This window comes from Streptomyces sp. NPDC029956 (assembly GCF_055574655.1).
This window is the reverse complement of record NZ_JBVHZJ010000007.1, coordinates 128,532-149,492: the sequence shown is the minus strand read 5'-3', so window position 1 is coordinate 149,492 and position 20,961 is coordinate 128,532. Positions and strand designations below refer to the sequence as shown.

The 20,961-nt window shown below is 71.8% G+C and carries 20 protein-coding genes and 1 riboswitch; of the genes, 4 read left to right on the top strand and 16 right to left on the bottom strand.

Features of this window, described 5'->3' with window-relative positions; genetic code table 11:
* Positions 1 to 69 precede the first annotated feature (69 nt).
* The 3 genes from ACZ4XX_RS07940 to ACZ4XX_RS07930 all read left to right on the top strand — a co-directional run bounded on the left by ACZ4XX_RS07940 (position 70) and on the right by ACZ4XX_RS07930 (position 3,203).
* Positions 70 to 891, top strand: a complete 822-nt coding sequence (locus ACZ4XX_RS07940; protein ID WP_468507136.1) for an STM4013/SEN3800 family hydrolase — start codon at positions 70 to 72, stop codon at positions 889 to 891.
* Complete coding sequence (locus tag ACZ4XX_RS07935) at positions 888 to 2,225, top strand: STM4012 family radical SAM protein (protein WP_468507071.1); 1,338 nt, start codon at positions 888 to 890, stop codon at positions 2,223 to 2,225. Before ACZ4XX_RS07940 ends, ACZ4XX_RS07935 begins: the two co-directional genes overlap by 4 nt.
* Before the next feature lie 99 nt (positions 2,226 to 2,324).
* Positions 2,325 to 3,203 carry an STM4011 family radical SAM protein gene (locus ACZ4XX_RS07930; protein WP_468507070.1) on the top strand — a complete coding sequence of 293 codons (879 nt, stop codon included), beginning with the start codon at positions 2,325 to 2,327 and terminating at the stop codon, positions 3,201 to 3,203.
* On the opposite strand, the gene ACZ4XX_RS07925 is transcribed toward ACZ4XX_RS07930, so the two are convergent.
* Positions 3,190 to 3,984: an SGNH/GDSL hydrolase family protein gene (locus ACZ4XX_RS07925; protein ID WP_468507069.1), complete on the bottom strand. Its 795-nt coding sequence runs from the start codon at positions 3,982 to 3,984 to the stop codon at positions 3,190 to 3,192. The two genes, ACZ4XX_RS07930 and ACZ4XX_RS07925, sit on opposite strands and share 14 nt — an antisense overlap.
* Positions 3,985 to 4,147: 163 nt before the next feature.
* Positions 4,148 to 5,152, bottom strand: a complete 1,005-nt coding sequence (locus ACZ4XX_RS07920) for a M23 family metallopeptidase (RefSeq protein ID WP_468507068.1) — start codon at positions 5,150 to 5,152, stop codon at positions 4,148 to 4,150.
* A gap of 4 nt (positions 5,153 to 5,156) precedes the next feature.
* A riboswitch (cyclic di-AMP (ydaO/yuaA leader) is annotated at positions 5,157 to 5,316 on the bottom strand.
* A gap of 388 nt (positions 5,317 to 5,704) precedes the next feature.
* Here ACZ4XX_RS07920 and ACZ4XX_RS07915 point away from each other — a divergent pair.
* A complete protein-coding gene (locus tag ACZ4XX_RS07915; protein WP_468507067.1) occupies positions 5,705 to 6,526 on the top strand; it encodes a tyrosine-protein phosphatase in 822 nt (273 codons plus the stop codon).
* A 7-nt stretch (positions 6,527 to 6,533) separates the two neighbouring features.
* On the opposite strand, the gene ACZ4XX_RS07910 is transcribed toward ACZ4XX_RS07915, so the two are convergent.
* The 14 genes from ACZ4XX_RS07910 to ACZ4XX_RS07845 form a co-directional block, all read right to left on the bottom strand.
* Positions 6,534 to 6,689, bottom strand: a complete 156-nt coding sequence (locus tag ACZ4XX_RS07910) for a DUF6126 family protein (protein WP_198955821.1) — start codon at positions 6,687 to 6,689, stop codon at positions 6,534 to 6,536.
* Between the two features lie 44 nt (positions 6,690 to 6,733).
* Positions 6,734 to 7,393: a helix-turn-helix domain-containing protein gene (locus ACZ4XX_RS07905; RefSeq protein WP_468507066.1), complete on the bottom strand. Its 660-nt coding sequence runs from the start codon at positions 7,391 to 7,393 to the stop codon at positions 6,734 to 6,736.
* A gap of 73 nt (positions 7,394 to 7,466) precedes the next feature.
* Positions 7,467 to 8,852, bottom strand: a complete 1,386-nt coding sequence (locus ACZ4XX_RS07900; RefSeq protein ID WP_468507065.1) for an aspartate aminotransferase family protein — start codon at positions 8,850 to 8,852, stop codon at positions 7,467 to 7,469.
* A gap of 62 nt (positions 8,853 to 8,914) precedes the next feature.
* Positions 8,915 to 9,937, bottom strand: a complete 1,023-nt coding sequence (gene hpnH, locus ACZ4XX_RS07895; protein WP_467628798.1) for an adenosyl-hopene transferase HpnH — start codon at positions 9,935 to 9,937, stop codon at positions 8,915 to 8,917.
* A gap of 7 nt (positions 9,938 to 9,944) precedes the next feature.
* Positions 9,945 to 10,604 (bottom strand): phosphorylase family protein, encoded by a 660-nt coding sequence (locus ACZ4XX_RS07890; RefSeq protein ID WP_468507064.1) that lies wholly within the window; start codon positions 10,602 to 10,604, stop codon positions 9,945 to 9,947.
* Positions 10,604 to 12,631, bottom strand: a complete 2,028-nt coding sequence (gene shc / locus ACZ4XX_RS07885) for a squalene--hopene cyclase (RefSeq protein ID WP_468507063.1) — start codon at positions 12,629 to 12,631, stop codon at positions 10,604 to 10,606. The genes ACZ4XX_RS07890 and shc overlap by 1 nt, the downstream gene beginning before the upstream one ends.
* Before the next feature lie 107 nt (positions 12,632 to 12,738).
* Complete coding sequence (locus ACZ4XX_RS07880) at positions 12,739 to 13,839, bottom strand: polyprenyl synthetase family protein (RefSeq protein WP_468507062.1); 1,101 nt, start codon at positions 13,837 to 13,839, stop codon at positions 12,739 to 12,741.
* Positions 13,836 to 15,236 carry a hydroxysqualene dehydroxylase HpnE gene (gene hpnE, locus ACZ4XX_RS07875; RefSeq protein WP_468507061.1) on the bottom strand — a complete coding sequence of 467 codons (1,401 nt, stop codon included), beginning with the start codon at positions 15,234 to 15,236 and terminating at the stop codon, positions 13,836 to 13,838. Before hpnE ends, ACZ4XX_RS07880 begins: the two co-directional genes overlap by 4 nt.
* Before the next feature lie 130 nt (positions 15,237 to 15,366).
* Complete coding sequence (gene hpnD, locus ACZ4XX_RS07870) at positions 15,367 to 16,317, bottom strand: presqualene diphosphate synthase HpnD (RefSeq protein ID WP_468507060.1); 951 nt, start codon at positions 16,315 to 16,317, stop codon at positions 15,367 to 15,369.
* Complete coding sequence (gene hpnC / locus ACZ4XX_RS07865) at positions 16,314 to 17,225, bottom strand: squalene synthase HpnC (RefSeq protein ID WP_468507059.1); 912 nt, start codon at positions 17,223 to 17,225, stop codon at positions 16,314 to 16,316. Before hpnC ends, hpnD begins: the two co-directional genes overlap by 4 nt.
* A gap of 313 nt (positions 17,226 to 17,538) precedes the next feature.
* Positions 17,539 to 18,186 (bottom strand): TetR/AcrR family transcriptional regulator, encoded by a 648-nt coding sequence (locus ACZ4XX_RS07860; protein WP_468507058.1) that lies wholly within the window; start codon positions 18,184 to 18,186, stop codon positions 17,539 to 17,541.
* A 115-nt stretch (positions 18,187 to 18,301) separates the two neighbouring features.
* Complete coding sequence (locus ACZ4XX_RS07855; RefSeq protein WP_468507057.1) at positions 18,302 to 19,099, bottom strand: ABC transporter ATP-binding protein; 798 nt, start codon at positions 19,097 to 19,099, stop codon at positions 18,302 to 18,304.
* Positions 19,092 to 20,021 (bottom strand): ABC transporter permease, encoded by a 930-nt coding sequence (locus ACZ4XX_RS07850; protein ID WP_468507056.1) that lies wholly within the window; start codon positions 20,019 to 20,021, stop codon positions 19,092 to 19,094. Before ACZ4XX_RS07850 ends, ACZ4XX_RS07855 begins: the two co-directional genes overlap by 8 nt.
* 49 nt (positions 20,022 to 20,070) lie before the next feature.
* Entirely contained in the window at positions 20,071 to 20,949 is an 879-nt protein-coding gene (locus ACZ4XX_RS07845; RefSeq protein WP_468507135.1) for a glycosyltransferase family 2 protein, read from the bottom strand.
* Positions 20,950 to 20,961: the final 12 nt, after the last annotated feature.

The following is a 20,961-nucleotide window of genomic DNA, read 5'->3' as shown; positions in this document are numbered from 1 at the left end:
CAGCACCAGCACCAGCACCAGCACCAGCACCAGCACCACAGGAACGAGCACCGCGTGAACCAGCCCGACATGAACACGATCGTCGGGAGCCACGATCTGCTCCTGGTCACCCTCGACACACTGCGGTACGACGTGGCGGTCGAGCTCGCGGCCGCGGGCCGCATCCCGAACCTGGCCCGTCATCTCCCCGGCGGTGCCTGGGAGCGGCGCCACGCGCCCGGCAGCTTCACCTACGCCTCCCACCAGGCGATCTTCGCCGGATTCCTGCCGACGCCGGACTCCCCCGGCCCGCACCCGCGGCTGTTCGCGGCCCGCTTCGCCGGCAGCGAGACGACCGCCGACGGCACCTACGTCCACGACACCCCGGACTTCGTCTCCGCCCTCGCGGGCGCGGGCTACCGGACGGTCTGCGTCGGCGGTGTCGGCTTCTTCAACCAGCAGCCGCCGCTCGGCACCGTGCTCCCCGGGCTGTTCCAGGAGAGCCACTGGGAGCCGTCGTTCGGCGTCGCCTCTCCCACCTCCTTCGAGTCGCAGGTCGCCCGCGCCGAGGAGGTGGTCGCCGCACTCCCGCACGAGCGGCGGCTGTTCCTCTTCGTCAACGTATCCGCGCTGCACCAGCCCAACTGGTTCCACCTGCCGGGCGCCACCCGCGAGACCGGTGACTCCCGGGCCACCCACGCCGCCGCCCTGGAGTACGTCGACCGGCACATCGGGCGGCTCTTCGCCGCGATGAGCAGCCGCCGGCCGTGCTTCGCGATCGTCTGCTCCGACCACGGCACCGCGTACGGGGACGACGGGTACACCGGTCACCGGCTCGGCCACGAGGTCGTGTGGACGGTCCCGTACACGCAGTTCGAGCTCGCCGGCCCGGAGCGGGAGGCCGTGGCATGAGCGACAGCGCCGCCCCGCGTCCGTACCGGAGCTACGTCTACGCCTACCCGCACAAGACGGCGTACCGGCCGCTCCCCGACCCCGCGCCCTCGCTCGCCGCGCTCTGGCGGGACGAGCCGAAGGACGCGCTCTCCCTCTACGCGCACATACCGTTCTGCGAGGTCCGCTGCGGCTTCTGCAATCTCTTCACCCGGATCGGCGCCCCCGACGAGCTGACCACGCGCTATCTCGACGCGCTCGACCGCCAGGCCACGGCCGTCCGAGAGGCCCTCGGGGACCGGGATCCGGTGCGGTTCGCGACGGCCGCGTTCGGCGGCGGAACGCCCACCTTCCTCACCGCCGGCGAGCTGGAGCGGCTCTGCGACATCGCCGAGAAGCGGGTGGGCGTGGATCTGCGGGCGGTGCCGCTGTCCGTGGAGACCTCCCCCGCGACGGCGACCGCCGACCGCCTCGCCCTGCTCGCCGAGCGGGGCGCGACCCGGCTCAGCATCGGGGTGCAGAGCTTCGTGGAGGCCGAGGCGCGGGCGGCCGTCCGCCCTCAGCGCCGCGCCGACGTCGAATCGGCCCTCGGCCGGATCCGGGACACCGGCGTCCCCGTGCTCAACATCGACCTGATCTACGGCATCGACGGACAGACCGAGGAGTCCTGGCGCTCCTCGCTCGACGCCGCCCTCGCCTGGCGCCCGGAGGAGCTGTACCTCTATCCGCTGTACGTGCGGCCGCTCACCGGCCTCGGCCGGATGTCCCCCGCCGCCGACCGTGAGTGGGACGAGCAGCGGCTGCGCCTGTACCGGTACGGCCGGGACCGTCTTCTCACCCACGGCTACGAGCAGGTGTCGATGCGGATGTTCCGCCGGACGGACGCCGCACCGCTCGGTCCCGACGACTACGCCTGCCAGACCGACGGGATGATCGGCCTGGGCTGCGGGGCCCGCTCGTACACCTCGGCCCTCCACTACTCCTTCGACTACGCCGTCGACATGCGGGAGATCCGTACGATCATCGACGCCTACACGGAGACCGCGGACTTCTCGCGGGCCGAGGTCGGCCGGTGGGTCGACGCCGGGGAGGCCAGGCGCCGCCATCTGCTCCAGTCGCTGCTCCAGGCCGAGGGCATGCCGGTCGCCGGGTACGAGGAGCGCTTCGGCGCCTCGCCGTTCGCGGACTTCCCGGCGGAGCTGGACCGGTTCGAGGCCCTGGGCTGGCTGGACGAGGAGGCTCCGGCCGGGCTGCTCCGGCTCTCCCCCGAGGGCCTGGCCCACTCGGACGGCCTCGGCCCGGAGCTCTTCTCCCCCTCGGTGCGGGCCGCGATGGCCGCGTACGAGCCGAAGTAGGCGGCGGCCGTGGACCTGACTCCGTCGCGGATCCCGGGCACCGGCCCGGGCAGAGACCTGACACCGTCGCCGAGCCCGAGCCCGATCACGGACCGGGGCATGGACCTGACCCTGCTCTACCGCGGGCCGCTCTCCTCCTGCGACTTCGACTGTCCGTACTGCCCGTTCGCCAAGCGCCGGGACAGCCGGGAGCAGCTGCGCGCGGACCGGGCGGCGCTCGAACGGTTCACCGGGTGGGCCGCCGGGCAGACCGGGGACCGGCTGCGCGTCCTCTTCACCCCGTGGGGCGAGGGCCTGGTCCGGTCCTGGTACCGGCGGGCGCTGGTCGAGCTGTCCCGGCTGCCCCACGTGGAGCGGGTGGCGATCCAGACGAACCTGAGCTGCCGGACCGACTGGCTGGCGGAGGCGGACCCGGAGAGCGTGGCGCTCTGGTGCACGTACCACCCGGGACAGACGCCCTACGAGCGCTTCCTCGCCACGTGCGGGGAGCTGGCGGAGCGGGGCGTCCGCTTCAGCGTCGGCGTCGTCGGGCTTCCCGAGCACGCGGAGCACGCCCGGCGGCTGCGGGCCGCGCTTCCGGCGCACGTGTACCTCTGGGTGAACGCGGCCGAGGGGCACACGTACACCGACGCGGAGGCCGCGGAGTGGACGCGGATCGATCCGCTCTTCCCGTACAGCCGTCATCCGCACCGCTCGGCGGGGCTGCCGTGCCGGACCGGGGAGTCGGTGATCTCGGTGGACGGCGAGGGGACGGTACGGCGCTGCCATTTCGTCAAGGCCGAGCTGGGGAACCTGTACGACGGCTCGTACCGCGCCGCCCTCCGTCCCCGGGCCTGTCCCCTCGCCGTCTGCGACTGTCACATCGGCTACGTCCATCTGGAGACGCTGCCGCTGTACGACGTGTTCGCCGGCGGGGTCCTGGAGCGGATCCCCGCCGTCGTGCACCCGCCGACGATCCCCGGAACTACAGGGGCATGAGGTCGGGGCGCTTCGCCTCGACGTGGTCGCCGGAGCTCTCGCCGCGCAGCCGGCGCCCGATCCAGGGCACGAGGTACTCCTTGGCCCAGTGGATGTCGTCGCGGCGCACCTCGAGCGTGCCGCGCGGGGGTACCGGCGGCCACGCCTGGTCCGGGTCGGCCGGCACCGGCATGCCGAGGACCTGGGCGGCGCGCAGCGCGACCCGGGTGTGGCCGTCCGAGGAGAGGTGCAGCCGGTCGTCGTCCCAGGCGCGTCGGTCCTGCACGGACCTCAGGGACCAGAGGTCGAGGACCGGGCAGTCGTAGCGGTCCGCGATGGCCCGGACGTGCCCGTTGTACGTGGCGATCTTGCCGCGCAGGTGCTTGAGGAGCGTGACGCCGCGCGTGTCGAAGCCGGTGGTCACCATCACGGTGCCGACGGCGGAGGTCAGTTCGGCGACGGCGCGCTCGAAGCGCTCGGCGACCTCGTCGGGGTCCGTGCCGGGGCGGATGATGTCGTTTCCGCCGGCGCAGAAGGTCACCAGGTCGGGGGCGAGTTCCTTCGCCCTCGGAACCTGTTCCGCCACGATCTGGTCGAGGAGGCGCCCGCGTACGGCCAGGTTGGCGTAGCGGAAGGCGTCGTGCTCCGGCAGCTGGTCGGCGAGCAGCACCGCGAAGCGGTCCGCCCAGCCGACGTACGTCCCGTCGGGCCCGGGGTCTCCGACGCCCTCGGTGAAGCTGTCACCGATCGCCGCGTACGACCCGATTGCATGCTTGTCTGTTGATCTCGAATCGTCTGCCACAGGAGCACATCCTTCCCCTTCGGATGTGACCTACGCGACCGTAAGGAGGGGTTGACGCAGGGTGACATATGCCACCGATAAAGAATTTGCCAAGCCGGAATAGACCGGGAACACGCCGGAGGCCCGGCACGTGGGTGCCGGGCCTCCGGGTGACGACGGTGCGTCAGATGCTCACGCCGTGCTGACGCAGGGCGGAGATCGGGTCGATGTCGGAGCCGTACTCCGGCCCGGTGCGGATCTCGAAGTGCAGGTGCGGGCCGGTGACGTTGCCGGTCGCGCCGGAGAGACCGATCTGCTCGCCGCCGCTCACGGTCTGGCCGGCGGAGACGGAGATCGAGGAGAGGTGGGCGTACTGCGAGAAGGTGCCGTCGGCGTGCTGGATGACGACCTGGTTGCCGTACGCGCCGCCGTCGCCCGCGGAGTAGACGGTGCCGGGGCCGACCGCGACGATCGTGGTGCCGGTGGAGGCCATGAAGTCGACACCGGTGTGGTAGCCGGAGGACCACATGGAGCCCGAGGCGCGGTACGGGGTGGACATACCGCCGCTGACCGGGGCGAACCAGCCGGAGGCAGAGGTCGCGGCGGAGGACTTCGAGGTCTGCGCGGCGGACGTGTCCGAGGAGGGCGCGCTCGCGGCCGGGGCGGAGGAGCGCTCGCTGCTCCGGGAGGCGCGCGAGGTGTCGCCGTTCTTCGCGGAGCTCTTCGGCGCGGCGGCCTTGGGCGCGGCGCTCTTCGGCGCGGCGGCCTTGGGCGCGGCGCTCTTCGGCGCGGCGGCCTTGGCGGTGCTCTTGGCGCCGAGGGTGAGCTTCATGCCGGGCAGGATGAGGGAGGGGTTCTCGCCGACGACCTGACGGTTGTCCGCGTACAGCTTCTGCCAACCGCCGGCGAGGTGGTGCTCGGCGGCGATCTTCGACAGGTAGTCGCCCCGCGCGACGGAGTACGTCTTCGGCGCGGCCTGCTTGGCGGTGGGCGCCGCCTTGGCGACGGCGGGGGCCTTCACCTGGGCGGCCGCGGTGACGGCCTGGCCGGGAGCGGCGGCCGGGGCGGCCTGGGCGCCGGTGGCACCGAGGAGCGGGAGGGCGACGACGGCGCCTCCCGTACCGGCGGCGGCGATTCCGCGGGTGAGGCGGTTGGACTTGATGCGGCGGTGCTTACCCTTCGCGGGCATGGCGAATTCCTCTCCGGCGCCTGCGAGGTGAGCTGTCGGGTTCGGACTGGAGATGCCCGGCCGCGCTCTCACGCGGCTTCACCCCAAGCCGTCCTGCATCGCGGGACCGGCGTACTTCCTGGGTCCCCCGCTCCTGCCACGCATGGGATGAGTGGAATTCCGGACGGTGGCAGGATTCGGCGGTCCGACCGGATTGACGGTGACGCTAGACGAGCGGGGTCGGCGCGAACAAGCCAATGATTTTTCCCGGCATTCCGGGTACGGCATTTCCCCGGGAAAGCCGGTCACCCTCCGTGGATGACGGACCCTCGATTTCCCTTTTCCGTACGGCAATTGCTTCGGCCCGTCGGCCACGATCCGTCACTTCTATGACCCTGCTCACGCGCCTGGGCCCATCTCGCCTGTAAACAGGGCGCGTTATACGCAACGCCCTAATTCGGACAGATCACCCATTCCCGTCCAGGGGGGTGCGAGGACACGGCCCCACCTGGATGATTGCCCCTGGAACCGATCTCGCGTCGGGCACCCGAACGTCGACCACCAGGAGCATCCGTGACGCAGCAGCTGCCGCAGGTCCCGCCCATCGAAGCGAACGAACCCGAGCTGGCCGAGGTCCGCAACTTCCGGGACGTGGGCGGCCTGCCGACGACGGACGGGCGCGCCGTGCACCCCGGCCGTCTCTTCCGCAGCGGCCACCTCGCCCACGCCACCGAGGAGGACGTCGTCTTCCTCGACTCGCTCGGACTGCACACCGTCTTCGACTTCCGGAACCTCGCCGACCGGAAGATCGAGGGCCCGGACGTCGATCTTGCGGGCGTGCGGAACGTGAACATACCGCTCAACGACCCGGCCGACGGCAAGGAGTTCTGGAAGCTGGTCCGCGACGGCGACATCGAGCAGCTGCGGGGCATCCTCGGCGACGGCAAGGCAGCGACCCGAATGTCCGACTCGTACCGGAAGATGGTGGTCGAGCGGACCGCGGAGCACAGCCGGATCCTGCACGCCATGGCCGAGGACAGCCTCCCCGCCCTGATGCACTGCGCGGCCGGCAAGGACCGCGCCGGACTCTCCATCGCGATCACCCTGCTGGCCCTCGGGGTCGAGCGGGAGGCGATCGAGGCCGACTACGTGAAGTCGAACGACCCGCACCGCCGCTACAAGGTGCGCCGCAGCTCCACCGCCCCGGATGCGATGTCGCCCGAGGTGATGGAGCTGCTGAGCCCGCTGTTCGACGCGCGGGTGGAGTATCTGCGGGGCGCCTTCGAGACCATCGAGGCGACCTGGGGCTCGGTGGACGCCTACCTCACGGAGGGCCTGAAGCTGTCCCCCGAGACCCGTGAGCGGCTGCGGGAGCGACTGCTCACGGAGGCGTGAGCAGGACCTACTGGTTCTGCCCGCCGAGCATGAAGAGCAGGTAGAGGAAGCCGGCGAAGAGGTGCCCGGCGATCAGATAGGCGAAGAGGCGCAGGACGAGACCCTTGGGGAACTTGCCCTCGCCTCGCTCTTCACCGGTGACAGCTCGTGACTTCTCGGACATCTCGGTCCTTTTCTTTCGAAGGAAGGTCGAAGGAGTACGCGGGATCAGCGCCGGTGCGGAGTTCCGTCGCCGAGACACAGCTCGGCGACGGGGCTCTGCATCAGTGTGTGCACGAAGAGCAGCTCGGCCCCGCCGGGGGTCGCCGCCCCGATCCGGTGCGGGGTCAGCGAGTCGAAGTGCGCGCTGTCCCCGGGGTCGAGGACGTGGACGGCCTCGCCGAGCGCGAGCCGCACCCGGCCCTCCAGGACGTGGATCCACTCCTCGCCGGGGTGGACGCGCACGATGTCGCCCCGGGTGGCGTACGGCACGTGGACCCGCAGGCACTGCAGGGCGCGCCCGGCGCCGCCCGCCTGGCGGTAGATCCAGCCGTCGGCCTCGACGGGTTCGGAGCGTCCGGCGCGGACCACGGGGTCCCGTTCGGGGGGCGTCTCGCCGAGGAGCTCGGAGACCGTCGTACCGTAGATGCGGGCGAGGGCGAGCAGCATGGGGAGCGAGGGCTGCCGGTTCCCCGTCTCCAGGCGCGAGAGGTGGGCCGGCGAGAGGCCGGCCCGCTGGGCGGCGGCCTCCAGGGTGAGTCCCCGGCGGCGGCGCAGGGCCCGCAGCTGCGGGGCGACGTCCGGCAGGACGTCGGGGCCGGCGGCGCCCGGAACGCCGGGGGCCGGGGTGGCGGGGTCCGGGGAGGTCTCCCCGGGGACGTGGTCCATGCGTCCATTCCGCCAGGATCGTGCCTCTGAGGCAAGTTTCTTGCCTCAGAGGCAAAAGCCCGGGGTCATACGGTCAGCGCTGCGCGACGGCCTGTTTCACCAGGGTCTTCCCGAAGTCCCACATCAGTCCGCCGCCCCCGTGGGCGTCGTCCATGACCGCGGTGAACGCGGTGACGAACCGGTCCACGTCCGCCTCGTCGATCACCAGCGGCGGGATCAGTTTGATCACCTCCAGATGGTCCCCGGAGACCTGGGTGAGGATCTGGTGCCGCTGGAGCAGCGGGACGACGACCATCTGGGCGAAGAGACCCTTCCGGGCCGCCTGGAGCATGGTCCAGCGCCCGCGCAGGCCCAGCGAGGACGGCCGGCCGAACTCGATCCCGATCATCAGTCCGCGCCCGCGGATCTCGTGGAGCAGCTCGTACCGGGGCACGAGCTCCTTCAGCCGCCCGGAGAGCAGGTCGCCGATCCGGCGGGCGTGCGCGACCGTCCCCTCGTCCTCCATGACCGAGAGGACGGCGAGCCCAGCCGTCATGGCCTGCGCGTTCGATCCGAAGCTCGCCGAGTGGACCAGGACCCGGTCCATCGACGAGTAGACCTTCTTGAAGATCCAGTCCTTGCCGAGGGTGGCGCCGACCGGCACATAGCCGCCGGAGAGCGCCTTGGCGACACAGACCAGATCCGGCTCGACGCCGTCCTCGTGCTGGTAGGCGTAGAAGTCGCCGGTCCTGCCGAGGCCGGTCTGCACCTCGTCGGCGATGAGCAGCGCCCCGTGCCGGTGCAACAGCTCCTGCGCGGCGCGCAGGAAGCCCGGCGGGGTCTCGTGGACGCCCTTGCCCTGGATGGGCTCGACGACGAAGGCGGCCACGTCGCCCTTGCCCAGCTCCCGCTCCAGGGCGTCCAGGTCGCCGAGCCCGATCGCCGTGTCGGGCAGCAGCGGGGCGAAGCCGTCCCGGAAGCCGTTCTCCCCGTTGACGGAGAGGGAGCCGGTGGTGAGCCCGTGGAAGGCGTGGGTGCAGTAGAGGACCCTGGGCCGCCCGGTGGCGTACCGGGCGAACTTCAGGGCGGTCTCCACGGCCTCCGTGCCGCTGTTGCCGAAGAAGACCCGGTCGAGGTGCGGGCTGTGGGCGAGCAGGCGCTCGGCGAGGAGCCCGGGCAGCGGTTGGCAGTCGAAACGGGTGAGGTCGGCGAGCTGGGCGTCCAGGACGTCGTGGAGGGCCTTGCGGACGACGGGGTGGTGTCGTCCGAGGCCCATCACGCCGAAGCCGGCGAGCATGTCGAGGTGGTCGACCCCGTCGGCATCCCAGAAGTGGGCGCCTTCGGCTCGCTCGTACACCTTGTCGAAGCCGATGGTGTGGAGCATGCGCGGCAGCTGGTGGTTGAGATGGCGGGCGTGCAGCTCGTACCGCTCGCCGCCGCGCTCGGCGAGCAGCGCCCGCACGTCGAACTCACCCTTCATGGTCGCTCACCCGTTCCCTGGGTGGTCATCGGCTTCGTGGGCGGTCGCCCTTTCACGGTCGGTCACCCGTTGTTCCCCGAGACGGTCTCCCTGACAGCGCGCAGGGATTCCTTGAGGGAACCCATGGTGGCGAGGACGGCGGTGGGCTCGTAGCCGCAGTGCGCCATGCAGTTGGCGCAGCGCGGATCCTTGCCGCGGCCGTACTTGTCCCAGTCGGTCTCCTCGATGAGTTCACGGTACGTGGGGACGTATCCGTCGCTCATGAGATAGCAGGGCCGCTGCCAGCCGAAGAGCGAATAGTTCGGAATGGCCCAGGCGGTGCACGGGAAGTCCGCCTTTCCTTCCAGGAAGTCCAGGAAGAGCGGCGAGTGGTTGAGCCGCCAGCGGCGCCGGTTTCCCCCGGCGAAGGCCTTCTTGAAGAGCTCGCGGGTCTGCTCGACGCCGAGGAAGTGCTCCTGGTCGGGGGCCTTCTCGTACGCGTACGCGGGCGAGATCATCATCTCGTCGACCTGGAGGTCGTCGTTGAGGTAATTGAGCACCTCGATGATGGTCTGCGGGGTGTCGGTGTTGAAGAAGGTCGAATTGGTGGTGACGCGGAAACCACGCCGCTTGGCCTCCTTGATGGCCGCCACCGCCTCGTCGAACACGCCCTCCTTGGCGACGGATTCGTCGTGCCGCTCGCGCAGGCCGTCGATGTGCACGGCGAAGGCGAAGTACGGCGAGGGTGTGAAGTTCTCCAGCTTCTTGCGCAGCAGCATCGCGTTGGTGCAGAGGAAGACGTACTTCCGCTTGGCCACCAACTGGCGCACGATCTCGTCGATCTGCGGGTGCATCAGGGGCTCCCCGCCCGCGATGGACACCATGGGCGCGCCGGACTCGAGGACGGCGCCGACCGCCTGGGCGACCGGCATGCGCTGCTTGAGGACACCTGCCGGGTGCTGGATCTTTCCGCAGCCCTCGCACTTGAGGTTGCAGGCGAACAGCGGCTCGAGCTCGACGATCAGCGGGAACTTCTCACGCTTGCGGAGCTTCTGTTCGAAGAGGTAGGTCCCGACCCGGATGGACTGACGGAGCGGCATGGCCATAACTCGCTCACCTCCTGGGGAGCAGCAAAGAACGGTGCCATTCGAAGAATGCGGGAAGGACGGCACGAAGAACACGGAAGGCCGATATTCCCCCGCGTACCGTGCCGATCCGGACCAGTTCATGTTCTGGAGCGTCCACGACCACCCGGACGGCCGCAACCGGGCGGGCGTCCGGCCCCGGACCGCCCCGGGCCGTGCCCAGCGTCGCGGCGGACTCCATGTCGACGGCGATGGCGCCGGTGGCACGCAGCGCGGCCCGCTCGGGACCGCGCACCACATGGTCGGAGCCGGTCAGCGGCCCGGTGTGGACGGCCCGCCCGGGCACGGCCCTGACCAGGGCCTTCACCAGGAGATCGGTCCCGGTGCAGGAGATCGTGCCGTCGGGACCGCGGGTCTCGTCGGCGACGATCAGGTCCCCCGGGTGCATCCCCGGCGCGAGCCCCGCGCAGAAGCCCGAGGCGATGACGGCGGCGTCCTGCCATCCGGGGGCGCCGAGGGCCCGGGAGACGGCCCGGCGGGCCCGGTCGGGACCCATGCCCGTACGGAGCACGGTGACGCGCCCGGGGGCACCCGCCCGGTCCCCGCTGCGCAGGGCGAGCTGCTCGATCCCGAGGGCGCAGGCGATCAGCAGCGGCGACGGGGCGCCCGGGCCCGGCTCGCTCCCCATCAGAGGGCCTTGCCGGGCGAGGGCTCCCCGTACACGTAGCGTCCGAGCGCCGTGAGCGGGAAGACCAGACGGTAGAGGTGATAGTTGATCGAGAAGTCCCAGGGGAAGCCGGTGCCCGTGAAGTACGGCTCGTCCCAGGAGCCGTCCTCGCGCTGGGTCTCGGCCAGCCAGGCGACGCCCCGCCGGACGGGTTCGGAGTCCCGCTCGCCGGCCGCGAGGAGCGCGATCAGCGCCCAGCCGGTCTGGGAGGCGGTGGAGACGCCGCGCCCGATCCACTTGTCGTCGTGGTACGAGCGGAGGTCCTCGCCCCAGCCGCCGTCCTCGTTCTGGACGGACCCGAGCCAGCGGACGGCCCGGCGGATCGCCGGATGGGAGACGGGCAGCCCGGCCGCGGTGAGCGCGGGGAGCACGGACCCCGTTCCGTACACGTGGTTGACGCCCCAGCGGCCGAACCAGGCGCCGTTCGGCTCCTGTTCGGCGAGGAGCCAGTCGATCCCCCGGCGGGTGCGCGGGTCCTGGGCCAGTCCCTCGAAGGCGAGCATCTCCACCACATGGGCGGTGACGTCGACGGAGGGCGGGTCGATCACCTCGCCGAAGTCGCAGAACGGCAGCTTGTTGGGGAGGGCGCTGGTGTTGTCGGCGTCGAAGGCGCCCCAGGCACCGCCCTTCGACTGCATGCCGAGGGTCCACCGCGCGCCCCGGACGACGGCGGCCTCCAGCCGGGCGGGGTCGGGATGCCTGACCCTGCGGAGGGCGAGGAGCACCTCCGCGGTGTCGTCGATGTCCGGGTAGTTGTCGTTGTGGAACTCGAACGCCCAGCCGCCCGGGGGCAGTCCGGGCCGTCGTACGGCCCAGTCCCCGGTCCGGGTGATCTCCTCGTCGAGCATCCAGTCGACGGCCTTCACCAGGGCCGGGTGGTCGGGTTCGAGCCCGGCGTCGGCGAGCGCGATGGTGGCGAGACAGGTGTCCCAGACCGGCGACTGGCAGGCCTCGATCATCCGCGAGCCGTCCTCGCGCCATACGGCGAACCGGTCGAGCGATTCGAGTCCGGCCCGCATCACGGGGTGCTGGAGGTCGTAGCCGAGGAGGTGGAGGGCGATGACCGAGTACACGGCGGGTGGCTGGATGCCGCCCCAGCAGCCGTCGTTCTCCTGACGCTCGATGATCCAGCGCGCGGCCTGGTTCATCGCCGTCCTGCGCACGGCGCGTGGCGCCACCCGGTGGTAGAGGTGCAGCGCCTTGTCGAGGCGCTGGAAGAGCCCGTCCCAGCCGACGGCCGGGGCGAGCGGCCGGGGCGGGTCGGGCAGGGCCGGGTCGGTGTGGAGCTCGTCGAGCGGGAAGGGCGCGGGGCGGACCGGGCGCTTGGCGGAGACCACGGTGAGCGGCACGATGGTCTGCCGGGCCCAGCAGCCGAAGTCGTAGATGTTGAGCGGGAACCACTTGGGCAGGAAGAGCAGTTCCGGGGGCAGCTCGGGCAGGTCCTCCCAGCGCCACCAGCCGAAGAGGGCGAGCCAGATCCTGGTGAAGACGCGGGCGGAGGCGATGCCGCCGCCGGCGCGGACCCATGCGGAGGCCCGGGCCATGTGCGGCGCCTCGGGCGGGTCTCCGGCGAGCCGCAGGGCCACATAGGCCTCGACAGTGGCGGAGAGGTCGCCGGGCCCGCCGTAGAAGGTGGCCCAGGCGCCGTCCTCGCGCTGTTCGCGGCGGATGTGGAGAGCCGCGGCGTGCGTGGTGTCGGCGTCGAGGATGCCGAGGAACTGGCGGAGGAGGAGGTCCTCGGCGTCCATGGTGACGTTGGTCTCCAGGTCGCCCTTCCACCAGCCCTCGGGGTCCTGTCGGGCGAGCAGATGCCCGGCGGCCCGTTCCGCCGCCCGGGCGGCGGCCCCGTCGAGGCCGGACGCGTCGGGCGGGGCGGTCCCGCCGGGCCCCGACGCGGCGACACCACCGTGTCGGGCCTCGTTCGTCGTGCTGGCCGCGGCTGCCCGGGGGCCCACGGCCCCGGCGCTTCCGTCGGTCGTCGCTGTCATGGCTTCCCCTTTGCGCAGTCGGTTACTTCTGCTTCTACGGGTCTGCCGTCGGCCGGCGCCGGGTGGCACCGGCCGGCGACCGCGAACTCATATCAGGGTGATGGTGATCATCTCTTCCGTACGACCACGAAGTCGGCCAGCGCGACGAGCTGCGCCCGCACCCGGGCGGGCATGTCCACCTCGTCGAGGGCGTCGATGGCGATCGTGTGCTGGCGGCGGGCCTCCTGGGAGGTCCACTCGCGTCCTCCGGCCTCCTCGATGAGGGCCGCGCGGGTGGCGAACTCCTCCTCGGAGAAGGTGTCGAAGTCGTTGGACTTGGCGTCCGCGGCGAGGAGTTCGCCGAGACGCTCGGACGCGGGGCCGCCGGCGGCGAGGGCGGCGACGACCGGCAGGGACTTCTTGCGCTGGCGCAGGTCGCTCCAGGTCTGCTTGCCGGTGGCCTCGGGGTCGCCCCAGATGCCGAGCAGGTCGTCGACGGCCTGGAAGGCGAGCCCGAGGTGGTACCCGTACTCCTCCAGCTTGTCGGCGGTGCGGTCGTCGGCCCCGCCGAGGACGGCACCGATGGAGACCGCGCAGGCGAGCAGGGCGCCGGTCTTGTTGCCCTCCATCTCCAGGCACTCCTCGACGGTGACCCGCTCGCGGTGCTCGTAGGAGATGTCCTGGGCCTGGCCGTCGATGAGCTTGCGGCTCGCGGTGGTGAGCCGGCGGGTCGCCCGGCCGGCCTCCACCGTGCCGAGCTCCAGCAGGATCTCGTTGGCCAGGGCGAACAGGGCGTCGCCGACCAGGATGGCCTGCGCGGGGCCGTGCACCTTCCACACCGTGTCGCGGTGGCGGCGCTGCTCGTCACCGTCCATCAGGTCGTCGTGCAGCAGCGAGAAGTTGTGGACGAGCTCCACGGCGACGGCGCCGGGGATCCCGACCTCGGGGGCGACGCCCGCGGCCTCGGCCGACAGCAGGGCGAGCGCGGGGCGGACGGCCTTGCCGCTGTCTCCCTCCGCAGGGTTGCCCTGCGCGTCGATCCAGCCGAAGTGGTAGGCGGCCACGGTGTCCATGGGCGGCGCGAGGCGGTCGACGGCCGCCCGCAGTACGGGGGTGGACAGGGTCCGCCCCCGCTCCAGCAGTGCGGACACGTCCGCGGTGTCGACGGCCGGATTACCCGGCGGCACAGTCGGCACGGTCTCTCCTCTTGTTCCGGTACTCACACTCATGCCGCCTCCTGCAGCGGATGGTCATGGCGGCGGCCGAGGGCGGAGAGCGCGGCACCCGCGGCGCTGAAACCACTGCGGACGGCACCCTCCATGGTCGCGGGCCAGCCGGTGGCGGTCCAGGCCCCGGCCAGGAAGAGCCCCGGTGCCTGGGTGCGGGCGCCGGGGCGGAGCCGGCCGACGCCCGGGGTGGGGGCGAACGTGGCCGTCCGCTCCCTGGTGACGAAGAAGTCGCGGATCCCGGCGCCGCGCGCGGCGGGCAGCAGCCGCTCCAGCTCGGGGAGGTACTTCGCGCGCAGGGCGGCGACGGGCTCGTCGATCTCGTCCTGGGCGGCGGACTGGGAGACGGCGAGGTACTGGCCGCCGCCGGTCAGCCCGGAGGACTCCGTACGGTCGAAGACCCACTGCACGGGGGAGCCGAGCGTGGTGAAGAACGGCCGCTTCAGCACCTTGCGGTCGTAGACGACGTGCAGGTTGAGGATGGGCGCGGTGGCGATGTCGAGGAGCCGGTCGGGGTCGTCGAGGGCGCCCTCGGGCAGCAGGCCGTGGGTCTCCTCCTGCGGCACGGCGAGGACGACGGCGTCCGCGACGAGCGTCTCACCGGGCACCTCGACGGTCCAACGCCCGTCGTCGGTACGGGAGATCCGCTCGGCCTTGGTACGGAGCGCGGTGCGCACCCCGAGGGCGTCCAGCTCCTTCGCGGCCCGGGTGTCGTGGAGTTCGCCGAGCGGCACATGGGCCCAGCCGATGTCGGCGGCGCCGGGCTCGGAGAGGAGACCGGTCTTGAAGACCATCGCGGCCAGCCCCATGGAGGCCTGCGGGGCGGGCGCGTTCAGGGTGGGGATGCCGACCAGGTCCCAGAGGGCGTCGACGGTCCTCGGGGACTGGCCGTGCCGGCCGAGCCAGGTGGCGAAGTCGATGCCGTCGAGCGCCGGGTCGGCGGGGTCGAGCTTCTTCAGGGCGAGCGCGGCCCGGCCGACGGAGGCGCGCTCCGCGAGCGAGAGGTGCGGGTAGGTCGCGAGGCTGCGTGCCAGGTGCAGCGGCACGGGGAGGTTGTCGCGGCGGATCCGGCCCAGCCGCGGCCCGCGCGGGTGGCCGACGTCGAGGACGGGGACGTCGAGGCGGTCCTGGAGGGGGGCGAGCCGGGCGGCGTCGACCCGGTCGAGGAACCAGCGGTAGGCGGTGCAGCAGCGCAGGTAGACGTGCTGTCCGTTGTCGACGGTGAGGTCGCCCCGGCGGAACGAGAAGGCGAGGCCGCCGAGCCGGGGCCTGCCCTCCAGGAGGGTGACACCGACGCCGGCGTCGGCGAGCTGGAGGGCTGCGGTGATTCCGGCGAGCCCGCCGCCGACGACGACGGCCTGCGGCTGCCGGTTCTGCCGTCCGGTTCCTTCGTGGATCACACGGCCTCCGTTCGGGTCGTCGCGGGCGGGATCGTCACGGGCGGGGCCGTGGCCCGGGCCGCCCACGTCAGGGACGCCGGTGCGGCACCGGGGGTTGCCCGGCGGGCGGAGGCTGCGGCGTACGGAGGCATCAGGCACGCCTCCTGACGGCGCGCCGGGCGACGGTGCGGGTGTCCAGACCGGAGAGGCCGCGCACCGCGACGTACGCCTTCTCCCGGCCCGGCAGCGAGACGCGGCCGCGCAGCACGGCCTCGGGGTCGCGTTCGATCCGGTCGAGGAGACGGCGGTAGATGCCGGCCATGGCGGCGACACAGGCGCCGCTGCGCCGGTCGAGCATGGGCAGCAGCCGGTAGCCCTCGGCGAACAGGGCGCGGGCGCGCCGCACTTCGAAGTGGACGAGCCCGGCGAAGTCGGCGCCGGCGGGCGGCTGTCCGCTGCCGAAGCCGTCACCGCAGCCGAACTTGGCGAGGTCGTCGGCCGGCAGATAGGTCCGCCCGTTCCCCGCGTCCTCGCGTACGTCCCTGAGGATGTTGGTGAGTTGGAGCGCGAGGCCGAGGGTGTCGGCGTACTCGGGGGCGCGGTCGGCGCCCGGGGCGCCGGGCTGGGTGCCGAAGACGCCGAGCGAGATCCGGCCGATCGCCCCGGCGACGCAGCGGCAGTACACCTTGAGGTCGTCCCAGGTCTCGTACGTCGCACCGTGCACGTCCATGAGGACGCCGTCGATGAGTTCGTCGAGGCCGTCGAGCGGGATCGGGAAACGACGGGCCGAGTCGGCGAGGGCGACGGCGACCGGGTCGGTGTCGTCCTCGTCGATCTTCCCCGCGCGGACCCGGTCGAGCAGCTCGCGGGTGGACTCCAGGCGTTCCCGCTTGGCCTCGGGCGCGAGGGTGCCGTCGCCGATGTCGTCGACGCGCCGGGAGAACGCGTACAGCGCGGACATCGCCTGTCGCTTCTCGGTCGGCAGCAGCCGGATTCCGTAGGCGAAGTTCCGCGCCTGCTGTCCGGTGACCGCCTCGCAGTAGCTGTAGGCGGCCAGTACCGGTGCGGACGGCTGGGGCTGTGCCTCCACGGTCGCGCTCACCCCTCTCTCCGCGCCCGGAGCAGAACCGCTCCCACCTGGCGCATCAGGCTCGGCTTGGTGGCCTTCGGCGGGCCGGTCAGCACGTCGTACCCGGCGTCGGTGATCGCGTCGAGCGCCGCGAGTCCCCCGGCGGTGAAGCCGGCCAGGAGGAGGCGGAGCCGGCCCTGGACGCTGCCGACGAGCGGGGTGCCCGCATGGAGCAGGTCACGGGCCCGCCCGGCCTCGAAGGCGATCAGGGCGCGGACGGAGGCGCCGGCGGTGGGCCGGGCGAGGTCGCTCTCGGTGACGTGGAACCGCTTGAGGTCCTCGGCGGGCAGGTAGACGCGGTCGTTGCCGAGGTCCTCGGCGACGTCCTGGAGGTGCTCGACGATCTGGAGGGCGGTGCAGATCTCGTCGGAGCGCCTGATCCGTTCGGGGGTGTCGGTGCCGGTGATGGCGAGGACGAGCCGCCCGACGGGGTTGGCGGAGAGCTCGCAGTACGCGAGGAGGTCGTCGTACGTCTCGTAGCGGGCGACCTGCTGGTCCTGGCGGTTGGCGGCGATCAGACCGAGGAACGGCTCGGGGGTGAGCCCGCACCGGCGCACCGTCGGCAGGAGGCCCTGGAGGAGGGGGTGGCGGGGGGTGCCGTCGAAGACGCGGCGGAGGTCGGCCTCGAAGGCGTCGAGGAAGGCGAGCCGGTCCTGTGCCGTCGCCGGGTCGAGGCCGAGGTGGCGGGCGTCGGCTCCGCCGGGGGCGAGGTCGCCGTCTCCGATGTCGTCGACGAGGCGGGCGAAGCCGTAGACCGCCATCAGGTCGTCGCGCCAGGCCCGGGGCAGGAAGAAGGGGGCCACGGGGAAGTTCTCGTCCGCGGCCTTGCCGAGGGTGGCGCGCGAGGAGGCGTCGATGCGCGCCTGCCGGGTGTCCGTCACAGGCCACTGCCTGACGGAGGGACGGCGAGACCCTCGTGGAGCTGGAGATTCTGCGTCATGGCCGTCACGTCTCCCGTTCTACACTGCCGAGTCAATCCATCCTATTTCGGACACGCCGCCGACCCCTGCCCGTAGAGCCACCGCCAGGAGGCCCGATGGTCGTGGGGTATCGCCCTACTTGCCGCGAAACAGACCGGTCCAGCTTACGTTGCACGACGGCCGTCGCCATTCCGGGGTGCCGGGCATCCCGGACCTCACCCGTACGAACCGTCAACCCGCCCGCACCACAAGGGAGTTCGACTTCCGGTGGAGGTCAGAGGGCACGCGTGCCGGAGACGACCATGGCGAGGGTGCTCTCGACGACGGCGTTCCTGCGCTGCACCGGAAGGCGCCGAAGGGGCCCGTCGAGCAGCAGAAGTGACAGTCCGTGCACGGCCGACCACGCCGCGGCACCTGACGCCGGGCGGACGGCCGGGCGGGGGGTCCCGGCGCGGGTGAGGCCCTCCAGGGCGTCCCGGAGCAGGGTGAAGGCGCGGATCTCGGGTTCGGGCGCCTGCCGCTCGGGCGCCCCCCCGGTCGTTCCGCCCGGGCGGGACACGCAGAACGCGGCCCGGTAGAGGCCGGGCTGGTCGACGGCGAAGCCGACGTACCCGCGGCAGAGGGCGGCGAGCCGGCGCTCCGCCGCGAGGGCGGGGTCGTCGGCCCCGGGCTCGCGATGCGCGGCCCGCTCCATGGCGTCGGCCAGCACGCACTGGGCGTGCGCCCTGACGGTGCGGAGGAGTTCGCCGCGTCCGTCGAAGTGCCGGTAGGCGGCGGTGGGCGAGACGCCCACCCGGCGGGCCGCCTCGCGCAGGACGACCCGTTCGGGGCCGCCCTCGGTGGCGAGGTCGACGGCGGCGCAGATCAGCGCGTTGCGCAGATCGCCGTGGTGGTAGGTCTTTCCCCCCGAGATCGCTGCCATGGGCTCATCCTGCCCGATGTTGCCAGCATGAACATTCCAGGTGGCGGCACGACGCGCGGAAAACGGAACCGCCCCCACCGGAAGGCGGGGGCGGCAGGACGCTGCGGGCGCGGGATCAGCGGGCGGTCTCCCGCTCGTACGCCTTGAGGACCTCGTCCGTGGGCCCGTCCATCAGGAGCTGACCCTTCTCCAGCCAGAGCACCCGGTCGCAGGTGTCCCGGATGGACTTGTTGCTGTGGCTCACCAGGAAGACCGTGCCGGCCTCCTTGCGGAGCTCGCGGATGCGCTCCTCGGAGCGGATCTGGAACTTGCGGTCACCGGTCGCCAGGGCCTCGTCGATGAGGAGGACGTCGTGGTTCTTGGCGGCCGCGATGGCGAAGCGGAGCCGGGCGCCCATGCCGGAGGAGTACGTGCGCATGGGCAGGCTGATGAAGTCGCCCTTCTCGTTGATGCCGGAGAAGTCGACGATCCCCTCGTAGCGCGAGCGCACCTCCTCGCGGCTCATGCCCATGGCGAGGCCGCCCAGGATCACGTTGCGCTCACCGGTGAGGTCGTTCATGAGGGCGGCGTTGACGCCCAGGAGCGAGGGCTGACCGTCCGTGTAGACCTTGCCGCTCTCGGTGGGGAGCAGCCCGGCGACGGCGCGCAGGAGCGTGGACTTGCCGGAGCCGTTGGAGCCGATGAGGCCGATGGCCTCGCCGCGGTAGGCGGTGAAGGTGACGCCGCGGACCGCGTGGACCTTGCGGACGCCCCGGCTGACCTCGGCCTTGCCGCGGCCGACGATCCGGCTGAGCGCCGCCGTGGCGCTGCCCTTGCCGCCGCCACCGGTGTTGACCCGGTAGACGATGTGGACGTCGTCGCAGATGACGGTGGGAACGTCGGACCGCTTGGTGTTCGAGTCGGTGTCAGCCACGGCCGTACCTCTCCTCGGCCTTCCAGAAGTAGACGAAGCCGCCGATGCCGAAGACCAGGGCCCAGGCGAGCGCGGTCATCCAGACGTGCGCCGGCAGGTTCTCGGAGCCGTAGCCGTCGATCAGCGCGAACCGGATGAGGTCCATGTAGACGGCCGCCGGGTTGTACATGAGGATGTCGCTGATCCACGCCGGCTTGTCGGCCAGCATCGTGCGGAGCGAGAACATCACGCCGGACGCGTACATCCAGGTGCGCATCACGAACGGCATCAGCTGGGCCAGGTCGGGGGTCTTGGAACCCATCCTGGCCATGATCATGGCCAGTCCGACGTTGAACACGAACTGGAGGAACAGGCCCGGGATCACCAGCAGCCACCGGAGGGAGGGGTAGCTGCCGAACGAGACCACGATCGCCACGAGCACGATCATCGAGTACAGCAGCTGCTGGAGCTGCTGGAGCGAGAACGAGATCGGCAGGGAGGCCCGCGGGAAGTGCAGGGCCCGGACCAGCCCCAGGTTCCCGGAGATCGCCCGGACGCCGGCCATGACCGAGCTCTGGGTGAAGGTGAACACGAAGATGCCGGTGACCAGGAACGGGATGTACACGTCCTTGGTCATGCCCTGGCTCGCGCCGAGGATGAGCCCGAAGATCAGGTAGTACACCAGGGCGTTCAGCAGCGGGGTCGCCACCTGCCACACCTGGCCGAGCTTGGCCTGGCTGTACTGGGCGGTCAGCTTCGCCGAGGAGAAGGCCAGGATGAAGTGGCGGCGGCTCCACAGCTCACGGACGTACTCGAACAGTCCGGGCCTGGCGCCGCTGACCGAGAGGCCGTACTTCGCGGCCAGCGCGGCCGGCGTGAGGCCCTCGTCGACGGACGGGGGCGCGCTCGTCGCGACCGCCCCGCCCTGCTGTGTGTCACTCACAAGTCGAAACTTTCGTGTTCAAGATGCGCGGCACGTCGGTACCACGATGTCAGACGACCGGGGGGCGACCCAGCCGGGTCAGCCGCCACACCGTACGCCACCTCATGGGGCGGCGCGGTCCGCAGGGGGTCTTCCAGCCTTCGCGGAATCCGCCGAACCAAGCCTTCAGTGCGGGGAACGAGGGCCGACGGGCCAGGGTGAGCAGAAGCCAGACGCCGAGATACGCCGGCACCAGGGGCGCGGGCAGATTGCGGCGTGCCAGCCAGACTCGGTTGCGGGCCACGTTGAAGTGGTACGAGGCGTGCCGGGAGGGGGCTGTGGTGGGGTGCAACAGCACCATGTCCGCACGGTAGTCGATCATCCAGTCGGCGTCGAGCGCGCGCCAGGCGAGGTCGGTCTCCTCGTGCGCGTAGAAGAACTCGCCCGGCAGATCGCCGACTTCGGCGAACACCTTGGTGCGGACGGCGTTGGCGCCGCCGAGGAAGGTCGTCACCCGTGAGGAGCGCATCGGGTCGGAGGCACGGAGCCTCGGCACGTGGCGGCGCTGGGTCACCCCGGTCACCGGATCGGCGATCCGGAAGGTGATGATGCCGAGGCGCGGGTCGGCGGTGAAGGCCTGCCGGACCAGCTCGGCGGTGTCCGGGTGCGCGAGCCGCCCGTCGTCGTCCAGGAACAGCAGGACGTCGACGTCGGTGCCGCCGGGGCCGAAGGCCTCGATGCCGATGTTCCGGCCGGCGGGGATGCCGACGTTCTCCGGCAGGTCGACGGTCCGCACCCAGTCGGGCACCCCGGAGACCGGGGTGCCCTGTCCGACGACGACGACCTCGATGCGGTCGCCCTCCTGCCCGGCGACCGAGTCGATCAGCGCGCGCAGGTCGTCGGGGCGGTTGCCCATCGTGATGACGACGGCTCCCACCCTGAGCGGCATGCTCACGGCCGG

Coding starts and splice junctions, on each gene's coding strand:
- ACZ4XX_RS07940 (WP_468507136.1), top strand. CDS start 70: ATGAACACGATCGTCGGGAGCCACGATCTGCTCCTGGTCACCCTCGAC.
- ACZ4XX_RS07935 (WP_468507071.1), top strand. CDS start 888: ATGAGCGACAGCGCCGCCCCGCGTCCGTACCGGAGCTACGTCTACGCC.
- ACZ4XX_RS07930 (WP_468507070.1), top strand. CDS start 2,325: ATGGACCTGACCCTGCTCTACCGCGGGCCGCTCTCCTCCTGCGACTTC.
- ACZ4XX_RS07920 (WP_468507068.1), bottom strand. CDS start 5,152: ATGCCCGCGAAGGGTAAGCACCGCCGCATCAAGTCCAACCGCCTCACC.
- ACZ4XX_RS07910 (WP_198955821.1), bottom strand. CDS start 6,689: ATGTCCGAGAAGTCACGAGCTGTCACCGGTGAAGAGCGAGGCGAGGGC.
- ACZ4XX_RS07905 (WP_468507066.1), bottom strand. CDS start 7,393: ATGGACCACGTCCCCGGGGAGACCTCCCCGGACCCCGCCACCCCGGCC.
- ACZ4XX_RS07900 (WP_468507065.1), bottom strand. CDS start 8,852: ATGAAGGGTGAGTTCGACGTGCGGGCGCTGCTCGCCGAGCGCGGCGGC.
- hpnH (WP_467628798.1), bottom strand. CDS start 9,937: ATGGCCATGCCGCTCCGTCAGTCCATCCGGGTCGGGACCTACCTCTTC.
- ACZ4XX_RS07890 (WP_468507064.1), bottom strand. CDS start 10,604: ATGGGGAGCGAGCCGGGCCCGGGCGCCCCGTCGCCGCTGCTGATCGCC.
- shc (WP_468507063.1), bottom strand. CDS start 12,631: ATGACAGCGACGACCGACGGAAGCGCCGGGGCCGTGGGCCCCCGGGCA.
- ACZ4XX_RS07880 (WP_468507062.1), bottom strand. CDS start 13,839: ATGAGTGTGAGTACCGGAACAAGAGGAGAGACCGTGCCGACTGTGCCG.
- ACZ4XX_RS07860 (WP_468507058.1), bottom strand. CDS start 18,186: ATGGCAGCGATCTCGGGGGGAAAGACCTACCACCACGGCGATCTGCGC.
- ACZ4XX_RS07845 (WP_468507135.1), bottom strand. CDS start 20,949: ATGCCGCTCAGGGTGGGAGCCGTCGTCATCACGATGGGCAACCGCCCC.